We start from the raw sequence: 21,493 nt of genomic DNA on the forward strand, positions 1-21,493 counted from the left end.
TGCGGACAATGAATGAATTCATACGAAAAAACACAGATATTGATTGGAGTTGTATTCTGAGGGATATTCTCAGACAATGGTGGATAATCGTTTTATCCGGTGCAGGTGCTTTTCTTATGACAGCTGCCGTGATGCAATTTGCTTATCGGCCGGCCTATACATCTGAAAGTGCCTTTGTGATCGGACTTTCCGGACTGAATGCCCACTCCATATCCGAAAATTTGTCACAGGCAGAGACAACCTGCAGACAATACACGCAGGTTGTAGAAAGCTCCATTCTCAAAAAACAGGTCTGTGAGGATTTATCACTGGATACATTTGAAGCTAAAGTAACTGTTGCCACTGTCCCCTCAAGCAATCTGATGGTACTCAGCGTCACTGCCGCTTCACCAAGACAGGCTTATCTGATCTCACGTTCGATTATTAAGCATGCTGTAAAATTAATGGCTTACTTCCTTGATGATGTTTCGATGCAGGAACTTCAGCAGTCACAAATCCCCACCGCTCCTTCCAATCCTGTGAATTTCTTTCTCTGGGGAGAAAGAGCAGGACTTGTCAGTATGGCCGGTATGATGCTGATTCTCGGGCTTATGTCCCTTGGCCGGGACACGGTGAGAAGGCCTGAAGATGTTTCATCAAAAGTGGATGCCCGTCTATTAGGCACTATCTGCTATGAGAAGAAAAGACAGTCTCTGCTCCTGACTTCGCCGGTACTCAGTTTCGATTATGTTGAAACCAGTCATATGCTGTCTGCGCGGATCTGCATGACCTTAGACCGCCTTGACAAGCAAGTCCTGATGGTCACCAGCACAGCCGAAAATGAAGGAAAATCCACCATTGCAGCCAATCTCGCGGTGTCCATGGCTCAGAGCGGCAAAAAAGTGCTCCTGTGTGATTGTGATTTCAGAAAGCCGTCCCAGTACAAAATATTTTCATCAGAATATCCGGAGAGTCCAGATTTTACAGAGGCAATTGAGAATCAGACACCAGTTGATCCGGAAAAATTAAAACGGATCCCGGGATTATCCATACTTTTCCCACAGAAACCCATGGCCCGACCATGGAATAAAACAGAACTGCAATTTGTTCGACAAACTTTGCTCCGGCTTAAAAGCTCAGAAGACTATGTCATCCTTGATACATCCCCTGCTGCTTTGATTTCCGACACAGAAGAGTATGCATCACTGGCTGATGCCGCTTTGATGGTCATTCATCAAAACGAAATAGAAGCCTGCTGCATCAACGACACCATTGATGCACTCAATGATGCCGGTACTCACGTCATCGGCTGTGTTTTGAATGCTCTTCACCATCCTATTCTAAAAAATTCCGGTTATTCAAAATATTACAGCCGATACCGTCACAACGGTTATGCTTACAGCAGGAAAGCGGCGCCATCCCGGAAGAAAGGACATCTGCCAAATGAATGAAATAAAAAAAGAAAAAATCGATTTGTTTTATTACCTGTCACAATTTGGCAGAATGCTTAAGCGTACCTGGTGGCTTTTCATCTTTCTGTCCGTACTGGCTTTCGGCATCTTATCTGTAAAAATCCATTGGTTTTATACGCCCCGGTATGTAGTGTCTGCTTCCTTTTCTGTTAACAGCGGCGGGAATGCCTGCTACAGCGATTATGCCGCTTCTGTAACACTGGATCAGCTAAATGCCACCTTCCCTTACATTCTTGAAAGTGGTGCTCTGAAAAAAATTGTTTGTGAAGACATCGGCATCGACCCATTACCCGGGACCATCACAGCCTCTGTGCTGGATTCCACCAATCTTTTCCAGATCAGTGTGACCTCAGACGATCCTCAGACGGCCAAAACAATCCTGACATCCGTAATAGAAAATTATCCTACAGTGGCCAAGTATATTATCGGCGATACAACCCTTCATATGCTGGATCAGAGTGACGTTCCATCTGAACCTGTCAACCGGATATCAATCCGAGAGGAAATCACTGCGGGACTGTTTTTTTCCATATTTTTGTATATCCTGATACTTTCTTTTCTTGTCTGGTCCAACCACACGGTTCTTGGAGAAGAAGATTTAAAACAGGATATCAATATCCGCTGTCTGGCATCGATTCCAAAGACATGGACCAAAAAGCGAAGTCATCAGAAGGTCTCTGACCCATTGATCAGCGATCATGTTACGCCAGCTTTTATTGAGGCTTTTCACACGCTGTGCGTCCGTATTCTGAGGCGAATGAAGCAAAAACAGTATCAGGTACTTCTTGTGACCAGTTGTCGGGAGAACGAAGGGAAGACAACCGTAGCCGCCAATCTGGCACTTGCCTGTGCAGAAAAGGGTTACAAAACCCTGCTGATTGATGGTGATTTTCGCAATCCTTCCCTTCTTCAGCATTTGCATTTTCAAAAAACACCTTCATCGGAGCATATATCTTCAGAAAATAGGGCAAAAGATACCCTACAGGAGGAAGGTCTTTCTGAAAATATCCTGTTTGGGCATCCCAGTGATTATCTGGATATACTCGGCAGCAAACAGCCTGTCATGGATGCCGCTGTTTCTTCACTGCTGAATGATACCGGTATTGAAACATTTCTAAAACACTGTCGTCCAAAATACGATTATATTTTCATTGACACACCACCCTGCAGTATGATGCAGGATGCCATTCGTTTTGCCAGATACAGTGACTGTGCTTTATTTGTGATCCGCCAGGATTATACCGTCAGAGAACATATATTAACCAGTCTTGAACTGCTGTCGGAAACAGGCTGTCCCATCATCGGATACACCATCAACATGACCAATCGCTCTGCTGCCGGCTATAGCTCAGACAAATACGGTTACGGTAAATACGGATATGGCCGCGAATCATACCAAAGTATGAGATGATGGACAGATCATAGCCGACAGTTTTTCATAGACTTATTAAAATGCGGTATAATGGCCGGGAAAGGGGGAATCTGAAACGAAAAAGCAGACCAAAGACATTTATTATCAGACGAATGAAAACTTTCTTCTTCGTGAAATAGCCGGAGATAATTTACTGATTCCTGTAAATGAGGCCGGTGTCCTCAACAATACAATGATCACATTGAACCCTACATGTACATCCATCTGGAAATGCTACCAAAAACCCCATACCATGCAGGAAGTGATTGATGAAATGATACATAGCTACTTTGGAAATAAAACAGACATTGCCAAAGATATTTGCCGCTTTACATCAGAAGCACTTTATTATGGCTTATTAAAGGAGGTTGATTAGATGGGCCAAATGATCTGGTGCCGTCCAAGGGCGGTTATTGAAAAGTTTATTCCGAATGAATATATTGCTGCATGCGGTGACAGCGGAACCGTTTATAATTTTGAATGCAACGCCGGCATTAAATACCGCGGCGATCGCAATTATCATTATAATGTCTGGACAAGCAGTGGGAGAGTACTGACTGACCGGAATTCCGGCTATTACGGTCCCTGCGGTGCCACCCATCAGGCAGATTCCGATGATGAATTTCTCAATGGCTATATAGATGATATCTATACCTCTGAAAATGAGAATATCCCTGTCATCATATGGACAGATCACGGCACAGATGTACATTGCACCACAAATCTGGATATGAGCCAGTGGTCTACAGCAAAATCATAATGAGAAAGAAGTTATCTTCTATGGAACTTGCCATGATGAGAAAAGCAGCTGCCATGAGGCGGCCCATCCATGGCAGTCTGGAATTAACACCGCTGTGCAATATGAATTGTGATATGTGCTATATCCGGTTAAGCCCGACGGAAATGGCTGTCCGTGGGAAGCTTCGTACTGTCAATGAATGGATAGCACTCAGTGAACAGATGCAGCGTGCCGGCGTTTTATTTCTTCTGCTGACCGGCGGAGAACCTCTATTGTATCCGGGTTTTAAAGAACTGTTTACTCATCTGAAAAAAGCAGGCATGATCTTAACTGTCAACACCAACGGCACATTGATTGATGAAGAATGGGCAGATTTCTTTGCCAAAAATCCGCCCCGGCGCATCAATATCACTCTTTATGGGTCAGATGCGAATGTCTATAACAATCTGTGTCATTATCCGGAAGGCTTTGAAAAGGTTCTTCAAGGGCTGAAGCTGTTGAAAGACCGGAACATTGATCTTAAAATCAGCAGCAGTCTGACTTCCATCAATCAGCAGCAGATGGAACAGATGATCGCCATTGGTGACAGCCTTCAAATTCCTGTGCGTATAGACACGTATATGATGCCGGCTATCCGTGAACGGGTCCATTCTTTTCCGCAGCAAGTCCGTCTGGATCCGGAATCTGCCGCAGAGCGTCAGCTGGAAGCACTGCGGATTGAGTTCTCTGATGATACCTTTGATGCACTGATCCGCAAATATGTATGGGAAGCCGACCATCTGCTGCCGGATGCGCATTCTTTGAACCACAGCAGCTGTTACGCCGGGCGATGTTCTTTTTCTGTGAACTGGCAGGGAAAGCTCCGACCTTGTGTTATTATGGCAGAACCCTCTGCTGATACCTTCACTCTGGGTTTTGAAAATGCCTGGCAATCTGTCAGCCGAGGGATAAAGGAAATCTGTCTTAACCGGGAATGCAGCCAATGTTCTCTGCGTTCCCTGTGCAAAAACTGCGCCGCCGGTGCTTATCTTGAAACAGGACAGTATGATGCAAAACCGGATTATATCTGCCGCTATACCCAAAAACTTTATCAGTTGATGAAACAGGAAGTGAATGTACGTCTTCATGCATAAATATTTTTTAATTGGCAATTTTTATTTTGAATTAATCTACCCTGACATACTGACTTTACCGGAACATTTTATGTTATTTGAAACAGACAGGCGTCATATTCCCGCAGATTACCGTTATCAACTTTCTTTATCCGGCCATTTTCCGGCACCTGAAGGCATCTGCATTGTCAGGCGCCCTGATCTGACCGTTTTCCGGGTGTCCGGCCATCTTGAATGCCGCTATATCGGTATTAGTGGAATTCCCGGTTACTATGGCTGCTGTCAGGAACACTCTGACTTGGAAGCACGGATATTCCTTCATCCGGACCGCATTGAAAACCTGAATAGTGATCCGGTTTTTGTATCTTTATTCGCCCTGGAACGCCGGATGCCTGCCAAAAACGCCCTAATCCTTCACTGCGCCTATATCAGCTACAAAAATCAGGCTATTTTGTTTTCCGCACCATCAGGGATCGGCAAAACAACGCAGGCACGTCTCTGGGAAAAATATCGCGGCAGCCGGACTGTCAACGGGGACAGGGCACTTTTGCGGATAAAAGATGGACAATGGCATGCTGAAGGCTGGCCTGTCTGCGGAACATCCGGCATATGCCGTAACGAAGTTCTGCCCCTTGGAGCCATTGTACTTCTGTCGCAGGGAACACATGACAAAATCTCTTTTACCAAATCATCAGAAACTTTTAAACTTCTCTATGCACAGATCACCGTTAACAGCTGGCAGGCCAATGCTATCCGACGCACAATCTGTCTGTCAGAGCATCTTTTGCAGACAGTCCCTGTTTTTCAGTTCCAATGTACCATTTCCGGTCACGCTGTTGACAAACTGGATCATGCATTACAGTTCATAACGGAGGCTTCTTATGAAAACAATCTCTGCCGGAACTTATCTGCCCATTCTGCAGGCACTGATTCTTGATGGCAAAACGGTCTGTCTGAATATCTCCGGCAGCAGTATGGCACCATTCCTGATCCACCAAAGAGACTCTGTCCGTCTGCAGAGACCCGAGCATCCGCCCATTTCCGGTGACATCGTTTTGTATCAACGAGAAAATGGTCAGTTTATCCTGCACCGTATCTGCAGGATCAAAAACGGCTTTTATTATATGGCCGGGGATAATCAGACCGTTTTGGAGGGACCTGTCCCTCCGAAACAGATTTTTGCCGTAGTTACCGCCGTATGCCGCAAAGGGCAGTGGTTCAAAGCAGAAGATCCCAGATGGCAGTTCTTTGCCATTTTCTGGCGCCGCATGCTTCATCTGCGGCCAATTTTTTTATTTATTTACACCAAATTATCTAAATATTAGAAAACTCACAGGACAAATCCTGAATTATCAAAAGGATGTTTGCCAGATAATAGCCTCTGTGGTATCATATAAACGGAAGGGATACATTCAAAAATCCACTGTGTTTTTTGAATAGATCTTATCAAAGGAAGGATGAATTATATGGGAAAATATCAAAGAGTTTTTCTGATCGTACTGGATTCTCTTGGCATCGGCGCCATGCCTGATGCTGAAAGTTTCGGAGACACCGGGACTGATACCCTGGGACATATCAGTGATACCGTACCCCATCTGAATATACCGAATCTTAAGAAACTCGGACTGGCAAATCTGCATCCGTTAAAGCAGGTTGAACCTTCAGAACATCCTCTTGCCTGCCTGGCAAGATTATACGAAAAGAGCAACGGCAAGGATACCATGACCGGTCATTGGGAGATGATGGGGATCGAAACAAAAAAACCATTTATCACATTTACAGAACATGGTTTCCCGCCGGAACTGATCAAAGAACTTGAAGCAAGGACCGGCCATAAAGTTATCGGCAACAAGAGCGCCAGCGGCACAGAAATTTTGGATGAGCTGGGAGAAGAGGAGATTGCCACAGGGCATATGATCGTCTATACTTCCGCAGACTCCGTTCTTCAGATTTGCGGCAATGAAGAGACATTTGGTCTTCAGGAATTGTATCGCTGCTGTGAAATTGCAAGAGAATTGACCATGAAAGACGAATGGCGCGTCGGCCGTGTCATCGCAAGACCTTATGTCGGCAAAAAACGCGGTGAGTTTGTCCGCACAAGCAACCGCCATGATTATGCACTTAAACCGACGGGCCCGACCGCATTAAATGCTTTAAAAGATGCCGGTTACAGCTGTATTTCCGTGGGCAAGATCTATGACATTTTCGACAGTGAAGGGCTGACAGAATCCAACAAATCCAAGAGTTCCGTCCATGGAATGGAACAGACCATTGATATTGCAAAAAGAGAGTTCAAAGGCCTCTGCTTTACAAATCTTGTGGATTTTGATGCCCTCTGGGGTCATCGCAGAAACCCCATCGGATACGGAGAAGAAATCGAACGATTTGATGTAAAACTCGGTGAACTGCTCAAAGTTCTGCGTGAAGATGATCTGCTGATCCTCACTGCAGACCACGGCAACGATCCGACTTACACAGGCACCGACCATACCCGGGAAACGGTTCCTATGGTTGCCTACTCACCATCCATGAAGAATTCCGGTGTCCTCAAAGACCGCGAGGCTTTTCATACATTTGCCGTTCTCGGTGCAACGATTACAGATAATTTCGGTGTTGCCATGCCAAAGGGCACCATCGGCCAATCCATATTGAATCTGCTGCAGTAATCTGTATATCAATTGATCGGCAAACCAAAATATTTTGCTATATAAAAATCCGGGAATCATTCCCTAATGAATAATTGAAAGGAAACAACAAACGATGATCTGTATAAAAAACGGACGCGTCCATGATGCTGTCCATGAAACACCTTACATTGGCAATATCCTGATTGAAGAAGATAAGATTATATCCATTGGTTCTGATTTTTCTGTACCTGTAGATGCCCATATCATAGATGCCGGAGGAATGGAAGTTTATCCGGGATTTGTTGAAGCTCACTGCCACCTTGGTCTGGAGGAATATGGCATCGGCTATGAAGGAATGGATATCAACGAACTGAATGATGCGGTGACACCTCAGATGCGGGGAATAGACAGTATCAATCCTCTGGATCCGACATTTGAAAAGGCAGCGATGGCCGGTATTACCTGTGTCGGCACCGGTCCCGGAAGCGGCAATGTTCTCGGCGGTACATTTGCAGCGATCAAAACAGTCGGACATTGTGTCGATGACATGATTGTCAAAGACGGGGTTGCCATGAAATGTGCTTTCGGCGAGAATCCGAAAAACTGTTATAAAAACAAAAGTGTTTATACACGTATGACGATTGCTTCCAAACTGAGAGAAGCATTATACAAAACCAGGGATTATCTGGCAAGAAAAGAAGCGGCAGAGGGTGACATCAGCAAGACGCCGGCCTATGACTTTAAACTCGAAGCCCTGATTCCTGTTATTAAAGGGGAGATGCCGTTAAAAGCTCACGCCCACAGAGCAGATGATATTCTGACAGCCATCCGTATTGCCAAAGAATTTGGTGTGGGACTGACTCTGGAACACTGTACAGAGGGTCATTTAATTGCGGATAAGCTGGCGTCCGAGAACTATCCGCTGGCTGTTGGACCTTCTCTGACTCATGCTACCAAATTCGAACTGCGCAATAAAAGTTTTACAACACCGGGCATCCTTGCCAATGCCGGCTGTCAGGTCTCTATTATCACAGATTCTCCGGTCATACCTCAGGAATACCTGCCAATGGTTGCAGGTCTTGCCGTCAAAGCAGGCATGAAACCTTTCGATGCTTTAAAGGCCATCACTATCAACCCTGCCAAACATCTTGGCATTGAAGACCGTGTCGGTTCCCTTGAACCGGGCAAAGATGCCGACATAGTGATTATGAATGGTTCCGCTTTCGAATCACTGACAGAGACCGTCCACGTTCTCATCAATGGTCAGCTGATCAAATAAACATTTGATAAAGCATCATCAATAATACTTTTACTAAAATAAATCAGGAAAAGGATTTCCTTTTTCCTGATTTATTAAAATATTTCCTTTAAACTTCTTGAAAAAAATTGATATATGCGATAAAATATCGTCATGCAGATATGGTTCATCGGTAGAATGCTAGCTTCCCAAGCTGGAGAGGGGGGTTCGACTCCCCTTATCTGCTCATAAGCGGTTTCCTTACGGAGACCGCTTTTTCTTGCAGCCATTTTTATTAAACGAATCATCATTGCATTTTACATTAGATAATGTTATGATTATTGAGGCTCTTTGCAGAATAGTGCAAAGCTGCTGATATAAATACCAATTTTTTACAATTATATTTGTTAGGGGACTCACCAAAATGAATATTCTTAATTTTTTTGAAGAAACGGTACAACGTTTTCCTCAGAAAACAGCTATTGCCTATAAGGAGATTTCCTACAGCTTTTCTGACCTTTCCCATCAGGCAAAGTGTCTTGCAGAACGGATTCTTCAGGCAGGTCAGACAGGAAAACCTGTTGGTGTATTTGTTAACCGCGGTGCAGATACGGCTGTTTTATTTTTGGCTGTTCTATACAGCGGTAACTATTACATACCTATCGATCCGGATATGCCGTCAGCCAAGATTTCATCCATTCTTACAGATGCTGAACCATCTGTAATCTTATGCGGTGAAGAGAACAAACCGGTTTTGGAAGAGATTCACTATTCAGGCACCATTTACACACTGGATGATCGTTCGTCTGAAGAATGCCCTGTATGTGAATCTATCGATGTGGACTCACCGGCTTATATGGTTTACACATCCGGTTCCACCGGCAAACCAAAAGGTGTTCTCAAAAGCCATGGGGCTGTGATCAGTTTTATTATGGCCTATTCCAGTTATTTTCACCTTGGCTCCGATGAGATCATCGGCAATCAGACACCATTTTTCTTTGATGCCTCTGCCAAGGATCTCTATCTCATGATGTATACCGGTGCTACATTGGAAGTACTGCCGTCGGAGATGTTTATTTTCCCTGTTACTCTGATCGAGTACATGAATGAACGCAAGGTTTCTTATGTATGCTGGGTACCGACAGCCCTTGCTATTGTAACCCAGATGAATACATTCAAGAAAGTACTTCCGGAAACATTGAAGAAAGTTTTCTTTGTTGGAGAGGTATTCCCGACCAAACAGCTGCATAAATGGCTGACAACATTGCCGGATATCCAATACGTGAACCTGTACGGTTCTTCTGAATTGGCCGGTATCTGCTGTTATTATGAAATTCCGGATGCTGATCACCAGCCGGATATTCTGCCGATCGGCAAGCCACTGCCAAATTGCAAGGTGCTTTTGCTGCGTGACGGTGTTTTCATCAATCCAAAGGAATCTATCCCTTCCGAGGGTGAGGATGCCGGCATCGGTGAAATCTGTGTCATCGGCGATTCACTTGCTCTGGAATATTTTCATGATCCTGAGAAGACAGCAAAGACATTTACAGTATTGACCCTTCCGGACGGAACAAAAGTCAGAGCACTTATGACCGGGGATCTAGCCAGATATGATGCTGAAGGGAACCTTGTTTTCGTCTCAAGAAAGGATTTCCAGATTAAGCATATGGGCCGTCGTATTGAACTGGGAGAAATTGAGTCTGTGGCGGATACACTTCCGGAGATTCAACGATGCTGCTGTCTTTACAATGAGAAGCGCAAACTGATCCACTTATTCTGTGAACTGATCCCGGGATGTGACTGGGATGGAAAGGCAGTACAGCATGCCATGAGAGGCAAAATTTCTGACTATATGCTGCCGACAAGAATCACTGTTCTTGACGCAATGCCGTTTAATGCCAACGGCAAAATCGACAGGAACAAACTGAAAACTATGTTATAAAATTTAACCAGGAAAAGCCTGCACATACAATGAAAGGCTTAACAAAAGAAAGAGGTAAGTTACAATGGAAGAATTACTTGAAATACTGAATGATATCAACCCTGACGTAGACTATTCCAAAGAGAAAAATCTCATCGACGGCAAAGTCTATGACTCCTTCAGCATCATTACACTTGTTTCCAATATTTCCGAAGAATTTGATATTGAAATCGGACCGGAATATCTGGTACCTGAAAACTTTAATAGTGCTGAGGCAATGTGGAAAATGATCCAGAAGATCCAGGAAGATGAGGACTAATTTTATATGGATCTTCTGACACTCGGTTTCCTTTTATTCTGTATTGTATTGGTGATCGTCTATTATCTGGTGCCAAAGGCAATGCAGTGGTGGATACTGCTTGCAGCAAGTTTGTATTTTTATGCCATGTCCGGCATCAAAAATATGATCTACGTGCTCATTACCGCATTGTCAACCTATGCAGCCACGCGCATGATACAGTCTTTAACAGACCGCCAGAAAGAATGGATCAAAGCCAACAAAAAGACAACCAGTAAAGAAGAACGGGCAGCCTATAAGGCGCATATTCAGGCAAAACGCCGTGCAATCCTTGTGGCTGCTCTTTTGCTGAATTTCGGTATTCTCTGCACATTCAAGTATCTGCATTTCCTGATTGCACAGGTCAATACCGTTATTTCTTCTTTCGGTGCGTCACCTATTAACGACACATTAAAACTGATCATACCTCTTGGTATTTCCTTTTACACCTTCCAGACAATGGGCTACCTTGTGGACGTTTACTGGAATAAATATCCGGCAGAAAAGAATTTTGGCAGGGTTCTCCTGTTTGTTTCATTTTTTCCTCAGATGACACAGGGACCGATCAGTAATTACAAAGATCTGACAACAGAGCTTTTCAAAGAACATACCTTTACCTATCATCATTTTTCATGGGGTGCCCAGAGAATGTTCTGGGGCTTCTTTAAGAAAATGGTTGTTGCCAATGTATTATCCGCCTATGTACAGGATGTATTTGCCAATTATGCATCTTACTCAGGCATTACAACACTCATCGGCGCATTTATGTATAGTGTTCAGATTTATGCCGATTTCTCCGGTTATATGGATATGATGTGCGGTTTCTGTGAAGTACTGGATATCCGTCTTACAGAGAACTTTGAGCGTCCGTATTTCTCAAAATCTATTGCAGAATACTGGAGAAGATGGCACAGCAGTCTCGGTGCCTGGTTCAAAACCTATATCTATTATCCCATGGCGATGGTCAAATGGAACCAGAAGCTTGGCCGATGGGCCAAACAAAAACTAGGCAAAACCTTCGGTCAGACTGTCCCGGCCTCCGTTGCCCTTGTTGTTGTATGGCTGACAACAGGTTTATGGCATGGTGCCAGCTGGGCTTATATTGCCTGGGGTGGTGTCAACGGTATTTTTATCATTGTTTCTCTCTGGATGGAAACAGTCTATGCTTCCTGGAAACAGAAGCTGGGCATTAATGAAGCTTCCTGGGGATGGCGCGCCTTTCAGACGATCCGAACCTTTATTCTTGTCACATTTATCAAAGTACTTCCGGAAGTCGGAACCCTTTCCGATGGTTTCGGATTATGGAAACAGATCTTTACAAACCATACCATTCCGAGATCTTTCCATGCATTGCTGCCGTTTGTTGATAAGAAAATGCCGCTTCTGGCTGTTATGATCGGCACTATTTTGATTTTCGTGACCAGTTTGATCCAGCGACGCCAGCCGATCAGACAATGGCTGGAAGACCATACCAATTATGCCGTAAGAGTACTTATTTTTGCCGTTTTATTCATTGTGATCGTATACTTTGGTTATCCGGCATCAGGAAATGGAGGAGGATTTATGTATGAACAATTTTAAATCAGCCATCCGGACATGTATCATTTTCCTGATCGTACTGACAATTTTAAGTGCAGCCATTATGTCCGCCTTTTTTATCGGTGAGAACTATTACTACCAGGATTCAAGAGAGCGAGCCGAACTGAGCGGTACCCTTGACTTTTTTGTCTGTGGTGCTTCCCATGCCATGCGTGGTTTCAGACCGGATATTCTCGATCAGGAACTTGGCGTCAACAGCTACAATTTGTCCTGTTCACGTCAGACCATGCAGGGCCGCTATGAACTTTTAAATCTCGAATTGAACCGCAACCCGGCCAAAACAGTGGTATTGGAACTTTCCTATGATTCCATGACACGAAACAGAGATGAAGAGGGACCTGAAGGCGATATATATATGCTTGGTAAACTCGGCGGTTTTATGCCAAGAATCAAATATTTCTTTTCAGCTATCCGCCCAAAAGAATATGGCCGTATGTATTACAACTACATTGATAACGGTGTGAACTGCATCAAGAAGATCATCCACGGCACATGGACGAACAAAAACACAAAACTTGAAAAGGGATATGCCGCTTACAAAAGAGATGATGATGAACTGAATCAGGATCTCAAAAAGATTTATCATACAAGATCTTTTGAAGAAACCGTCTATGAGCCCAATGTTGAATATCTGAATAAGATCATTGCTTTATGCAAGGAGAAAAATGTTCAGCTTATTCTTGTTACAACACCATTATCCAAAGTAACCGTCTGCCGTTATGACAATCTGGATACATTCAAAGAATGGTATGAGAATGTTGCAAATGAAAATGGGCTTCAGTACTATGATTTTAATCTGATCAGGGACAAAGAAGAGAAGCTCCCGGACAGCTCAGCCTTCTCGGATAAATTCCATCTCGGCAATAAAGGTGCCGGCACATTTACAAAAATGTTCACTGATGTTCTGAACAAAGAGGCAGCAGGAGAGGATACATCCGCTCTGTTCTATGGAAGCTACAGTGAACTGGAGTCTCATATGACTCTGGACAAATAAAACCCGACTTTATATAAAAAGATGACGCACAGGAATTATGGAGGATTTCTGTGCGTCATCTTTTTATATTTTAATCTGTCATTACCTGATTTTAACGATTATCAACACGCTCAGGATACAGATCATGGTTGGCCAGGCGCATTGCTGCGATCTCTTCCCATTTTGTTCCCGGCTTTCCGTAGTTACAGTACGGATCAATGGAAATACCGCCTCTTGGCAGGAATTTGCCCCATACTTCAATATACTTCGGATCCATCAGTTTGATCAGATCTTCCATAATAATATTCATGCAGTCTTCATGGAAATCACCATGATTTCTGAAGCTGAATAGATACAGTTTCAAAGACTTGCTCTCCACCATTCTCTCAGAAGGGACATATGAAATAATAACATTGCCGAAATCCGGCTGTCCTGTCATTGGGCAAAGACTTGTAAATTCCGGACAATTAAATTTTACAAAGTAATCATGATCCGGATGCTTATTGACAAATGTTTCAAGCACCTCAGGGCAATAGTTGAAATCATATTTAGTTCCCTTACTGCCCAAATGTGTGATACCGTCGGTTTCTTCTTTTGTGCGTCCTGACATCATTCATTCTCCTTTTCATCAAAAAATTTTTTCACAGATACAATAACCCTGTGTACTACAGTGCCGGATCTGCAACACTATTGGCTGCAAATGCTTTTGCACGGTCAATACAGGTACCGCATTTACCGCATGGTTTCTCGCCGCCTTCATAGCAGCTCCATGTCAACTCATAAGGCACATTCAGCTCCAGTCCCTTTTTAACTACATCTGCCTTTGTCAGATTCACAAAAGGAGCTTCAACCCTCAGCTGTCGTCCGCTGCCTTCATAAATGGCCTGATTCATAGCATTCTTAAAAACTTCACTGCAGTCCGGATATGCATTACCTGCCGCATCGTCACTGTGAGCACCATAGTAGATCACATCGCAGCCTTTTGAAAGTGCAATGCTGGCAGCAGAAGAGAGAAACAGACCGTTACGGAAAGGTACATAGGTTGAAACCGGCTTGCCGTCGCTGTGATGAAGCTGTTCTGCATAGGATTCCTCAGGAATCTCCTGATCAGAATGACTGAGAAGTGAACAGTCGCTGTACTGGAAAATCGGTGTCAGATCCAGGTGCAGCATCTCCACATGATAATGAGCCGCCACCGCTTTTGCGGCTTCGATTTCTTTTGTATGACGCTGACCATAGGTAATCGCCAGAGCAATAACATTCTCACTGCCGTATTGATCAACTGCAAGCCCAAGACATGTTGTACTGTCAACACCGCCGCTGGCTAATACAAGTGCTTTCATTAATATCTGCCTCCTTTTGTAACTACTGCATCATAACACGCATCTGCAAAGATGCATCTGCCTTAAAACGACCTGTAAAGGTTGTCGTGATTGTTGTTGCTGTTGTTTTCTTAATGCCGCGTGCAGTCATACAGCTGTGACAGCCTTCAATCTTCACCGCAATAGAGTCTGATCCGGTAACTTCTTCCATAATCTCCGCAATATCAGAACCGATCCGCTCCTGCAGCTGAAGACGTTTTGCAGCCATATCTGCAATCCGGGCAATTTTGCTGAGCCCGATGACTTTGCCATTCGGAATATAAGCCACAGATACCTTCATATCATACATCAACGCCATATGATGCTCACAATAACTGAAAATCTCGATATCTTTGACATAAACCATGTCATCACTTTTGCCTGACAACTCCAGATCCTGTTCAAAGGTCTTATCAAACATCTGTGCAATCTCATGATTGGTATAATTCATACCTTCAAATACTTCCTCGTACATTTTTGCCACACGGTCCGGTGTATCCTTCAACCCTTCACGGTCCGGATCATCCCCAAGTGCAACAAGAATACCACGTATATGTTTCTTGATTGCTTCTGTATCAATCGCCATTTTTCAAAACCTCCTATACGCCGCGCCTGTCGGGATCCCAGATGACTTTGTGCATCTGGATCTGGAGATTGACGCCATTTAAATGATTCTCTTTCATAAATTCTACAATATCCGCCGGATCAATACTGCCGAAAACAGGACTGAAATAAAGGTGGCAGCGCCCGATCAGCTGAAACTGCTTCATCACTTCAAGGGCACGCTCACAATCAGCCAGAGAACCCGTGACAAATTTGACAGTATCCTTCTGTGTCAGTAATGAAAAGTTATCTGTATCCATGAATGATTCCATGCCGCTGCAGGATAATTTATAATCCATGGTAAAAGACGGTGCATTCGGAATACGGCAGAAAGGTGCAAGACTGACACTGCCGTTTGTTTCTATTTCCACATGTAATTCCGGGTCCGCAGCCAGTTCTTCTAAAAGTCCTGCAATATGCGGTCTTGCCAAGGGTTCGCCGCCTGTCAGCGTTACATTGTGTACACCTGTTTCTTTAATTGCCTGATGGATTTCTTCCGCCGTCATGGCCGTAAAGGCTGCATCCGGCTCATTGGCCCATTTTGTATCACAATATTCACAGGCAAGATTACAGCCCTTTAAACGGACAAATACAGCCAACTGGCCGGCCAGAGGCCCTTCACCGTTAATACTGACAAAATACTCTGCAACTTCATATGTTCTGTCCATAGCTTATTCCTCGTATGATGCACAATTGTTCGGTGTTTCATAAACAGTGGCGCGATGCACCTGATAACCGCAGGATGCCAGCTTTTCATAAAAATAATGTGCCAGTCTCTCCGCTGTAGGGCGATACGGAAGTTCGATAATTCTGAATTTTTCTTCCTGAAGTGCTGCCAGAGTTGCCGGCATCAGACTCCCTTTTTCGATAATCAGTGCATGATCCATGGCATCCACTTCACGTTTAACATCCTTTTTCAACTGACCGAAATCAAACATCATATCCCTTGTCTGTCCTTCTGCATCAAGATCCGGACGACAGATTTCTATAACAACACGCCATTCATGACCATGGATATTGCGGCATTTGCCGTTATAACCCGCCAGAAAATGTGCAGAATCAAAACTTTGTTCAGTCTTTAAATAATACATCGTCATTTCCTTCCTGATTTTTTATATTATTATCCGTGTAAAGAAAAAGAGACACAGCAATGCTATGTCCCTGAAATATCCGGTTTCATAGCCCTGGTTTTATTTATAGACAGGATGGTGCAATCGAACTGTCTTTTAACTCAATGAGCTTTTGCCCAACATCAGTTATAACATTGCCTTTTAACAGTGTCAAGTAGTTTCATATTTTTTTACGGATGACAAACTGCGAATGATGTGATAGAATGGAAAAAATACAGGAGTTAAAATATGAACAGACAAAAGAAATTGGCAAGAAGCCGAAGAGATATTATTATTATTGTCGGCTGTACGTTGCTGGCACTCATTGGCGGACACGTCTGGACCAGAGGGTTTGGAGGCCACATGTGGTTTCAGAATTTCGGTACTTCCGGTTCAGCGTCAGTAAATGAAAAAGTCCTTGCTTATGAACCCCTGATAGAAAAATATGCCAACGAATATCATATCAGTGATTATGTTTCCGTGATCGAAGCGATCATGCAGCAGGAGAGCAGCGGTGAAGGTACAGATGTCATGCAGTGTTCGGAATGTTATTACAATACAGAATATGCCCAGTCTCCGGGCAGTATCGAAGACCCTGAATATTCTATCAAGACAGGCATTCATTATTTTGCAGATTGTCTTGAGCTTGCCGGATGCAGAGGCCCCGGCGATCTCAGCCGTCTGAAGCTTGCCCTGCAGGGGTATAACTACGGTCACAATTATATCAACTGGGCCATTGAACGTGACGGCGGCTATACAAAGCAGAATGCGCAGGATTTTTCAGACATGATGAAAGAATCTCTGGGATGGGATATCTACGGTGACACATCTTATCCGGAACATGTTTTGCGTTACTACCATTAAATGTAGGGGATGTTCCTTATTTTGTGTACTCCAAATTAATTAAAGAAAGAAGGATCAATATATGAGTAAGTATCTTGTTGTTGTTGATATGCAGAAAGATTTTATAGATGGTGCCCTGGGTACAGCAGAAGCACAGGCAATCGTTCCAAAGGTGATTGAGAAGGTGACTTCCTTCAAAGGACCCGTTATGTTTACACGTGATACCCATGAAGAAAATTATCTCGAAACACAGGAAGGACAGAATCTTCCTGTCAAGCATTGTATCAGAGGGACCGATGGCTGGGAACTTCAGTCTGATCTGAACGATTACGCACTTAAGAACCACTGTCTGATTTTTGATAAACCGACATTCGGCTCTACCAGCCTTGCCGGATGTGTCAGCGGTATCGCCCGCATGGCACCTATTGACCAGATTGAAATTGTCGGACTGTGTACAGATATCTGCGTTATCTCCAACGCTATCCTCCTTAAAACTGCGCTGCCTGATACAGAAATTATTGTTGATGCCTCCTGCTGTGCCGGTGTTACCCCACAAAGCCATCAAAATGCCCTTGAAGCAATGCAGATGTGCCAGATTACAATTACCGGTGTATAAAGGAGAGCTGTATGATGAAAAACGACAGAAACAGCAGAAAAACTGCCGTTTTGCAATCTGAAAAAGGTTTATCCAGAAACCATTTTCGGTTAATCCTTATACTGATCGCAATCATTGTCATTGCATTGATTGCCCATGGCATTCTGCGGCCGGACCGCAATGCCTCCCTGAAAATTATTTATACAGGCAATATGGAAGGCCAGATAGTCGGAACCGAAGAATATGCCGGCTATGCCAGAGTTGCCTCCCTGGCCAAAGAAGCTGCATCTGACGGCAGTCATGTTCTTCTTCTTGATGCAGGAAATTGTCTTGGCGGCAGTATCCATGCAGAGGTTGATGAAGGGCAGTCCATGGTTTCTATTATGAGTACTGCAGGTTATGATGCGCTTGTACCGGGACCGCTGGATTTTATTTATGGTTCAGATGTCCTTTCATCCCTGCGCTCAAAGGCTTCCTTTCCTTTCCTTGCAGCGAATATTATGAAATCCGATGGAAGTACACTCCTTGAGAATTACAAGATATTAACAATCAACAGTGTACGTATCGGCATTATCGGCGTAACAACTGGACTTGATCCCTCTCAGGCAGCGACAGAAAGTCTGACAATTGCTGACCCTGTTGAAACTGTCCGGACATTGATCGGACAAATGTCCGGCAGAACAGATGCGGTCATCGTCCTTGCCTATACAGGAGATGAATCTGTTGCTTCTGCACTTGCTGATATCAGCGGTGTCAGTCTCGTTATCGAAAGTGGTTCATCTGAGGCGAATACAGATACCAGGGAAAGCGGAGCCATAGTTGTCAGTGCTGGTGAGCGTGGCAGTGTAATCGGCATTGCCAGTCTTGATATCACCAGATCCGGTTCTTCCATCACCAATACTTTCTATAAAAGTACCGATTTTGCCCAGGTATCCGATGATAAAGCAGCCGCTGAAGCTGTATCCTCTGCTGCCAAATCCGTTTCAGAAGGAGAATCTCTTCAACTTGGCAGTATTACAATAACAGAATCTTCCGATACTTCAGCGGAAGGAACTTTCTCTGATAAACTTTCAGAAGATGCCTCAGATAATACTTCCGAAAGCACGGCTGATTCCCCGGCTGACGGAACAGAAAGCTTTACAGGGCACAACACAGAAACCGGAACCGGGAATTTTGTTGCTGATGCCATGCTGAATGCAGCATCGGGAGATCAGGCCTCCCTTGCCATTATTCCTGACAAAGACATTGCCGGCACACTCGTTACCGGTCCTGTCACCCGCGGACAGATTGATGCCCTTTTTGACACACATTTATATCTTGTTACCTGCAAAATGACAGGCGGTGAACTCCGTACAGTATTGGAAACCAGCTTTGAAAATTATCCTCAGGCTGATAATTTTCTTCAGGTATCCGGCGTTACCTATACTTTCAACAGTAGCACCAGTATCGGAAGCCGGCTTTCTGATATTATGGTCGAAGGCCATACGTTGGATGATGCCAGAACTTATGTTGTCGCAATGCCGGATACTCTGGCTTCACAGCTTGGTTATACTTCTGAATCTACCGGCAAGATCAGCAGCGGCAAAACAATTGCCTCCATTGTTTCTGAATATATCCAGAAACAGCAGAAACTCAATATCCAGACAGATGCTTCAGAAAGTGCAGATGGAAGTGAATCTGACACAGCAGGAGAATCCGATTCCGAAAGCGGCACAGCACGTATTACCATTGTTGAATAAAATTCCACAATCTGCATATACTGTCCTCAAAAGGAGTGTACAGGACTATGCAGACAAATACACAGGACAATGATACATCCAATGTTTCAGAAAAAAGCGAACAGATCCGAGAATATGGACAGGTTATCCTGAAAGAGAATAATAGTCAGCATCATATTTTTCTCTTATCCATCATTGGCGAGATTGAAGGACACGAACAATCTCCCGGTAATGTTAAAACAACAAAATATGAACATGTTCTGCCTTTATTGGCAATGGCTGAGGACAATCAGGAAATCGACGGTATTCTCGTGCTTTTGAATACAATGGGCGGAGATGTAGAGGCTGGTCTTGCCATTGCCGAAATGATCGCTTCCATCAGCAAACCTACTGTTTCACTGGTTCTCGGTGGCAGTCATTCTATTGGTGTCCCCCTGGCTGTTTCTGCGGATTATTCATTTATTGTCCCCAGCGGAACAATGATCATCCATCCTGTACGAATGAATGGCATGGTGATCGGCGTCATACAGACCTATGAATATTTTGAACGTATTCAGGAACGTATTCTGAACTTTATTGTCAATAACTCCAACATTGCCAAAAATCATCTCAAAAAGATGATGCTTGATACAAGTAAGCTGGCCAAAGATGTGGGAACCGTACTTGACGGACAGGAAACTGTGGAATGCGGCCTGATAGATGCCATTGGCGGAATCAGCGATGCGCTGCACAAATTAAATGAAATGATAGACGAATTTCAAATTCGGTCTTGTTAAAGCTTAAAATATGTAGTAAAATGCAAATAGCATGCAAGAGGTTGTTGCAAACGACAGGCAGCAGCCTCTTTTTTAATGCAAATGATTTGGAGGAATTATTTTATGAGTTTACTGCAGTCAATATTAATGGGTATTATACAGGGATTGACAGAGTTTCTGCCGGTCAGCAGTTCTGGTCATCTTGCTTTGTTCAAAAACATTTTTAATATTAATACAGAAACTGGCCTGTTATTTGATACCATGCTTCATCTCGGAACACTTGTTGCAGTCTGTATTGTTTACTGGAAGGATGTCAAGAATCTTTTCACAGCGGCATTCCAGCTGTTATTTGATATCGTCTACAATTTCCGCACTTGGATCAGCAGCAAGCAAAACGGCGGCAGCGTCAAGTATCGCCGCTTAATCAACAGTGCCTACAAGAAATTTGTTGTGTTGATCCTTATTACAACCATTCCAACCGGTATCATGGGTGTTGCTTTCAGTTCCCTGATTGAGAAAGCTTCCCAGACATTGCTTGCACCTGGTATTTTTCTTGTTATCACAGCAATTCTGCTTCTTATTTCCGATACCCGTCCATCCGGACACAAGAAGGTGAAGAAGACAACTTATGGAAACGCTGTAGCCATCGGTGTCGCACAGGGCTTTGCCACATTCCCGGGTCTTTCACGTTCCGGTACGACAATTACTGCCTGTCTGCTGCTTGGTTTTGACCGTTCATACGCAGTCAAGTATTCTTTCCTGGCATCCCTTCCGGCAATTGTCGGTGCCAACATTCTGGAATTGAGACATTTTGATGCTTCAACACTGGCAAACAGTCATCTGGCATATTATTTTATCGGCATGATCATTGCAGGCGTTATAGGATACATATGCATCAAACTGATGATCCGCATCGTTCGTTCCAATAAGTTCCAATATTTTGCTTATTACTGTGCAGTTGTTGGTATCATCGCCATCGTTGCATATTTTGTAAAAGGCTAACACAAAAGATTATTCACAAGATTTCAATAACAATGCGAAATATCATGCAGACAGCAGGTATTTCGCATTTGTTTTCAAATTATCAGAAACGACTATATTT

The 21,493-nt window shown here is 43.9% G+C and carries 23 protein-coding genes and 1 tRNA gene; 19 read left to right on the plus strand and 5 right to left on the minus strand.

Annotated elements, in window-relative coordinates:
• Positions 1 to 8: 8 nt before the first annotated feature.
• The 14 genes from HED67_RS10015 to HED67_RS10080 all read left to right on the plus strand — a co-directional run bounded on the left by HED67_RS10015 (position 9) and on the right by HED67_RS10080 (position 13,428).
• Complete coding sequence (locus HED67_RS10015) at positions 9 to 1,430, plus strand: polysaccharide biosynthesis tyrosine autokinase (protein WP_178438624.1); 1,422 nt, start codon at positions 9 to 11, stop codon at positions 1,428 to 1,430.
• Entirely contained in the window at positions 1,423 to 2,862 is a 1,440-nt protein-coding gene (locus HED67_RS10020) for a tyrosine-protein kinase domain-containing protein (RefSeq protein ID WP_221718211.1), read from the plus strand. The genes HED67_RS10015 and HED67_RS10020 overlap by 8 nt, the downstream gene beginning before the upstream one ends.
• Positions 2,863 to 3,019: 157 nt before the next feature.
• Complete coding sequence (locus HED67_RS10025; protein ID WP_330656552.1) at positions 3,020 to 3,238, plus strand: PqqD family protein; 219 nt, start codon at positions 3,020 to 3,022, stop codon at positions 3,236 to 3,238.
• Positions 3,239 to 3,622 carry a hypothetical protein gene (locus HED67_RS10030; RefSeq protein WP_246612181.1) on the plus strand — a complete coding sequence of 128 codons (384 nt, stop codon included), beginning with the start codon at positions 3,239 to 3,241 and terminating at the stop codon, positions 3,620 to 3,622.
• On the plus strand, positions 3,622 to 4,734 hold the full coding sequence (locus HED67_RS10035; protein WP_221718213.1) for a radical SAM protein: 1,113 nt from the start codon (positions 3,622 to 3,624) through the stop codon (positions 4,732 to 4,734). The genes HED67_RS10030 and HED67_RS10035 overlap by 1 nt, the downstream gene beginning before the upstream one ends.
• Before the next feature lie 70 nt (positions 4,735 to 4,804).
• The gene (locus tag HED67_RS10040) at positions 4,805 to 5,650 is read left to right on the plus strand and encodes a hypothetical protein (RefSeq protein ID WP_221718214.1); all 846 of its coding nucleotides are present in this window, start codon (positions 4,805 to 4,807) and stop codon (positions 5,648 to 5,650) included.
• Entirely contained in the window at positions 5,595 to 6,038 is a 444-nt protein-coding gene (locus HED67_RS10045; RefSeq protein ID WP_221718215.1) for a S24/S26 family peptidase, read from the plus strand. The genes HED67_RS10040 and HED67_RS10045 overlap by 56 nt, the downstream gene beginning before the upstream one ends.
• Before the next feature lie 141 nt (positions 6,039 to 6,179).
• Entirely contained in the window at positions 6,180 to 7,379 is a 1,200-nt protein-coding gene (locus HED67_RS10050) for a phosphopentomutase (protein ID WP_221718216.1), read from the plus strand.
• A 94-nt stretch (positions 7,380 to 7,473) separates the two neighbouring features.
• The gene (locus HED67_RS10055) at positions 7,474 to 8,619 is read left to right on the plus strand and encodes an amidohydrolase (RefSeq protein WP_215633102.1); all 1,146 of its coding nucleotides are present in this window, start codon (positions 7,474 to 7,476) and stop codon (positions 8,617 to 8,619) included.
• Between the two features lie 134 nt (positions 8,620 to 8,753).
• A tRNA-Gly gene (locus HED67_RS10060) sits at positions 8,754 to 8,824 on the plus strand.
• 177 nt (positions 8,825 to 9,001) lie between these two features.
• A complete protein-coding gene (locus HED67_RS10065) occupies positions 9,002 to 10,519 on the plus strand; it encodes an amino acid adenylation domain-containing protein (protein WP_221718217.1) in 1,518 nt (505 codons plus the stop codon).
• A 64-nt stretch (positions 10,520 to 10,583) separates the two neighbouring features.
• Entirely contained in the window at positions 10,584 to 10,817 is a 234-nt protein-coding gene (locus HED67_RS10070; protein ID WP_178438655.1) for an acyl carrier protein, read from the plus strand.
• A gap of 6 nt (positions 10,818 to 10,823) precedes the next feature.
• Positions 10,824 to 12,416 carry an MBOAT family O-acyltransferase gene (locus HED67_RS10075; RefSeq protein ID WP_221718218.1) on the plus strand — a complete coding sequence of 531 codons (1,593 nt, stop codon included), beginning with the start codon at positions 10,824 to 10,826 and terminating at the stop codon, positions 12,414 to 12,416.
• Complete coding sequence (locus tag HED67_RS10080; protein ID WP_221718219.1) at positions 12,403 to 13,428, plus strand: SGNH/GDSL hydrolase family protein; 1,026 nt, start codon at positions 12,403 to 12,405, stop codon at positions 13,426 to 13,428. The genes HED67_RS10075 and HED67_RS10080 overlap by 14 nt, the downstream gene beginning before the upstream one ends.
• Positions 13,429 to 13,519: 91 nt before the next feature.
• On the opposite strand, the gene queF is transcribed toward HED67_RS10080, so the two are convergent.
• The 5 genes from queF to HED67_RS10105 are packed head-to-tail and all read right to left on the minus strand — an operon-like array spanning position 13,520 to position 16,462.
• Entirely contained in the window at positions 13,520 to 14,017 is a 498-nt protein-coding gene (queF, locus tag HED67_RS10085) for a preQ(1) synthase (RefSeq protein WP_178438690.1), read from the minus strand.
• 55 nt (positions 14,018 to 14,072) lie between these two features.
• Positions 14,073 to 14,750: a 7-cyano-7-deazaguanine synthase QueC gene (queC, locus tag HED67_RS10090; protein WP_221718220.1), complete on the minus strand. Its 678-nt coding sequence runs from the start codon at positions 14,748 to 14,750 to the stop codon at positions 14,073 to 14,075.
• 22 nt (positions 14,751 to 14,772) lie between these two features.
• Positions 14,773 to 15,354 (minus strand): GTP cyclohydrolase I FolE, encoded by a 582-nt coding sequence (gene folE / locus HED67_RS10095; RefSeq protein ID WP_221718221.1) that lies wholly within the window; start codon positions 15,352 to 15,354, stop codon positions 14,773 to 14,775.
• A gap of 13 nt (positions 15,355 to 15,367) precedes the next feature.
• Positions 15,368 to 16,039 (minus strand): putative 7-carboxy-7-deazaguanine synthase QueE, encoded by a 672-nt coding sequence (gene queE / locus HED67_RS10100; protein ID WP_215633106.1) that lies wholly within the window; start codon positions 16,037 to 16,039, stop codon positions 15,368 to 15,370.
• Between the two features lie 3 nt (positions 16,040 to 16,042).
• Complete coding sequence (locus HED67_RS10105; protein ID WP_221718222.1) at positions 16,043 to 16,462, minus strand: 6-pyruvoyl trahydropterin synthase family protein; 420 nt, start codon at positions 16,460 to 16,462, stop codon at positions 16,043 to 16,045.
• 267 nt (positions 16,463 to 16,729) lie between these two features.
• Here HED67_RS10105 and HED67_RS10110 point away from each other — a divergent pair, with 267 nt between their 5' ends.
• From HED67_RS10110 to HED67_RS10130, 5 genes are all read left to right on the plus strand, one after another.
• Positions 16,730 to 17,344: a lysozyme family protein gene (locus HED67_RS10110; RefSeq protein WP_178438678.1), complete on the plus strand. Its 615-nt coding sequence runs from the start codon at positions 16,730 to 16,732 to the stop codon at positions 17,342 to 17,344.
• Between the two features lie 61 nt (positions 17,345 to 17,405).
• Positions 17,406 to 17,939 carry a cysteine hydrolase family protein gene (locus HED67_RS10115; protein ID WP_221718223.1) on the plus strand — a complete coding sequence of 178 codons (534 nt, stop codon included), beginning with the start codon at positions 17,406 to 17,408 and terminating at the stop codon, positions 17,937 to 17,939.
• 11 nt (positions 17,940 to 17,950) lie between these two features.
• Complete coding sequence (locus tag HED67_RS10120; protein ID WP_221718224.1) at positions 17,951 to 19,657, plus strand: bifunctional metallophosphatase/5'-nucleotidase; 1,707 nt, start codon at positions 17,951 to 17,953, stop codon at positions 19,655 to 19,657.
• A gap of 47 nt (positions 19,658 to 19,704) precedes the next feature.
• Positions 19,705 to 20,412 carry a ClpP family protease gene (locus HED67_RS10125; protein ID WP_178438039.1) on the plus strand — a complete coding sequence of 236 codons (708 nt, stop codon included), beginning with the start codon at positions 19,705 to 19,707 and terminating at the stop codon, positions 20,410 to 20,412.
• 102 nt (positions 20,413 to 20,514) lie between these two features.
• Positions 20,515 to 21,393 (plus strand): undecaprenyl-diphosphate phosphatase, encoded by an 879-nt coding sequence (locus HED67_RS10130; protein WP_221718225.1) that lies wholly within the window; start codon positions 20,515 to 20,517, stop codon positions 21,391 to 21,393.
• Positions 21,394 to 21,493: the final 100 nt, after the last annotated feature.

Source organism: Pseudocoprococcus catus, from assembly GCF_019734885.1.
GTDB classification, from domain to species: domain Bacteria; phylum Bacillota; class Clostridia; order Lachnospirales; family Lachnospiraceae; genus Coprococcus_A; species Coprococcus_A catus.

Excerpts from the sequence above, each read along its gene's own strand:
- HED67_RS10015 (WP_178438624.1), top strand. The coding sequence starts at position 9 with ATGAATGAATTCATACGAAAAAACACAGATATTGATTGGAGTTGTATT.
- HED67_RS10020 (WP_221718211.1), top strand. The coding sequence starts at position 1,423 with ATGAATGAAATAAAAAAAGAAAAAATCGATTTGTTTTATTACCTGTCA.
- HED67_RS10030 (WP_246612181.1), top strand. The coding sequence starts at position 3,239 with ATGGGCCAAATGATCTGGTGCCGTCCAAGGGCGGTTATTGAAAAGTTT.
- HED67_RS10035 (WP_221718213.1), top strand. The coding sequence starts at position 3,622 with ATGAGAAAGAAGTTATCTTCTATGGAACTTGCCATGATGAGAAAAGCA.
- HED67_RS10040 (WP_221718214.1), top strand. The coding sequence starts at position 4,805 with ATGTTATTTGAAACAGACAGGCGTCATATTCCCGCAGATTACCGTTAT.
- HED67_RS10045 (WP_221718215.1), top strand. The coding sequence starts at position 5,595 with ATGAAAACAATCTCTGCCGGAACTTATCTGCCCATTCTGCAGGCACTG.
- HED67_RS10050 (WP_221718216.1), top strand. The coding sequence starts at position 6,180 with ATGGGAAAATATCAAAGAGTTTTTCTGATCGTACTGGATTCTCTTGGC.
- HED67_RS10055 (WP_215633102.1), top strand. The coding sequence starts at position 7,474 with ATGATCTGTATAAAAAACGGACGCGTCCATGATGCTGTCCATGAAACA.
- HED67_RS10065 (WP_221718217.1), top strand. The coding sequence starts at position 9,002 with ATGAATATTCTTAATTTTTTTGAAGAAACGGTACAACGTTTTCCTCAG.
- HED67_RS10070 (WP_178438655.1), top strand. The coding sequence starts at position 10,584 with ATGGAAGAATTACTTGAAATACTGAATGATATCAACCCTGACGTAGAC.
- HED67_RS10075 (WP_221718218.1), top strand. The coding sequence starts at position 10,824 with ATGGATCTTCTGACACTCGGTTTCCTTTTATTCTGTATTGTATTGGTG.
- HED67_RS10080 (WP_221718219.1), top strand. The coding sequence starts at position 12,403 with ATGAACAATTTTAAATCAGCCATCCGGACATGTATCATTTTCCTGATC.
- queF (WP_178438690.1), bottom strand. The coding sequence starts at position 14,017 with ATGTCAGGACGCACAAAAGAAGAAACCGACGGTATCACACATTTGGGC.
- queC (WP_221718220.1), bottom strand. The coding sequence starts at position 14,750 with ATGAAAGCACTTGTATTAGCCAGCGGCGGTGTTGACAGTACAACATGT.
- folE (WP_221718221.1), bottom strand. The coding sequence starts at position 15,354 with ATGGCGATTGATACAGAAGCAATCAAGAAACATATACGTGGTATTCTT.
- queE (WP_215633106.1), bottom strand. The coding sequence starts at position 16,039 with ATGGACAGAACATATGAAGTTGCAGAGTATTTTGTCAGTATTAACGGT.
- HED67_RS10105 (WP_221718222.1), bottom strand. The coding sequence starts at position 16,462 with ATGTATTATTTAAAGACTGAACAAAGTTTTGATTCTGCACATTTTCTG.
- HED67_RS10110 (WP_178438678.1), top strand. The coding sequence starts at position 16,730 with ATGAACAGACAAAAGAAATTGGCAAGAAGCCGAAGAGATATTATTATT.
- HED67_RS10115 (WP_221718223.1), top strand. The coding sequence starts at position 17,406 with ATGAGTAAGTATCTTGTTGTTGTTGATATGCAGAAAGATTTTATAGAT.
- HED67_RS10120 (WP_221718224.1), top strand. The coding sequence starts at position 17,951 with ATGATGAAAAACGACAGAAACAGCAGAAAAACTGCCGTTTTGCAATCT.
- HED67_RS10125 (WP_178438039.1), top strand. The coding sequence starts at position 19,705 with ATGCAGACAAATACACAGGACAATGATACATCCAATGTTTCAGAAAAA.
- HED67_RS10130 (WP_221718225.1), top strand. The coding sequence starts at position 20,515 with ATGAGTTTACTGCAGTCAATATTAATGGGTATTATACAGGGATTGACA.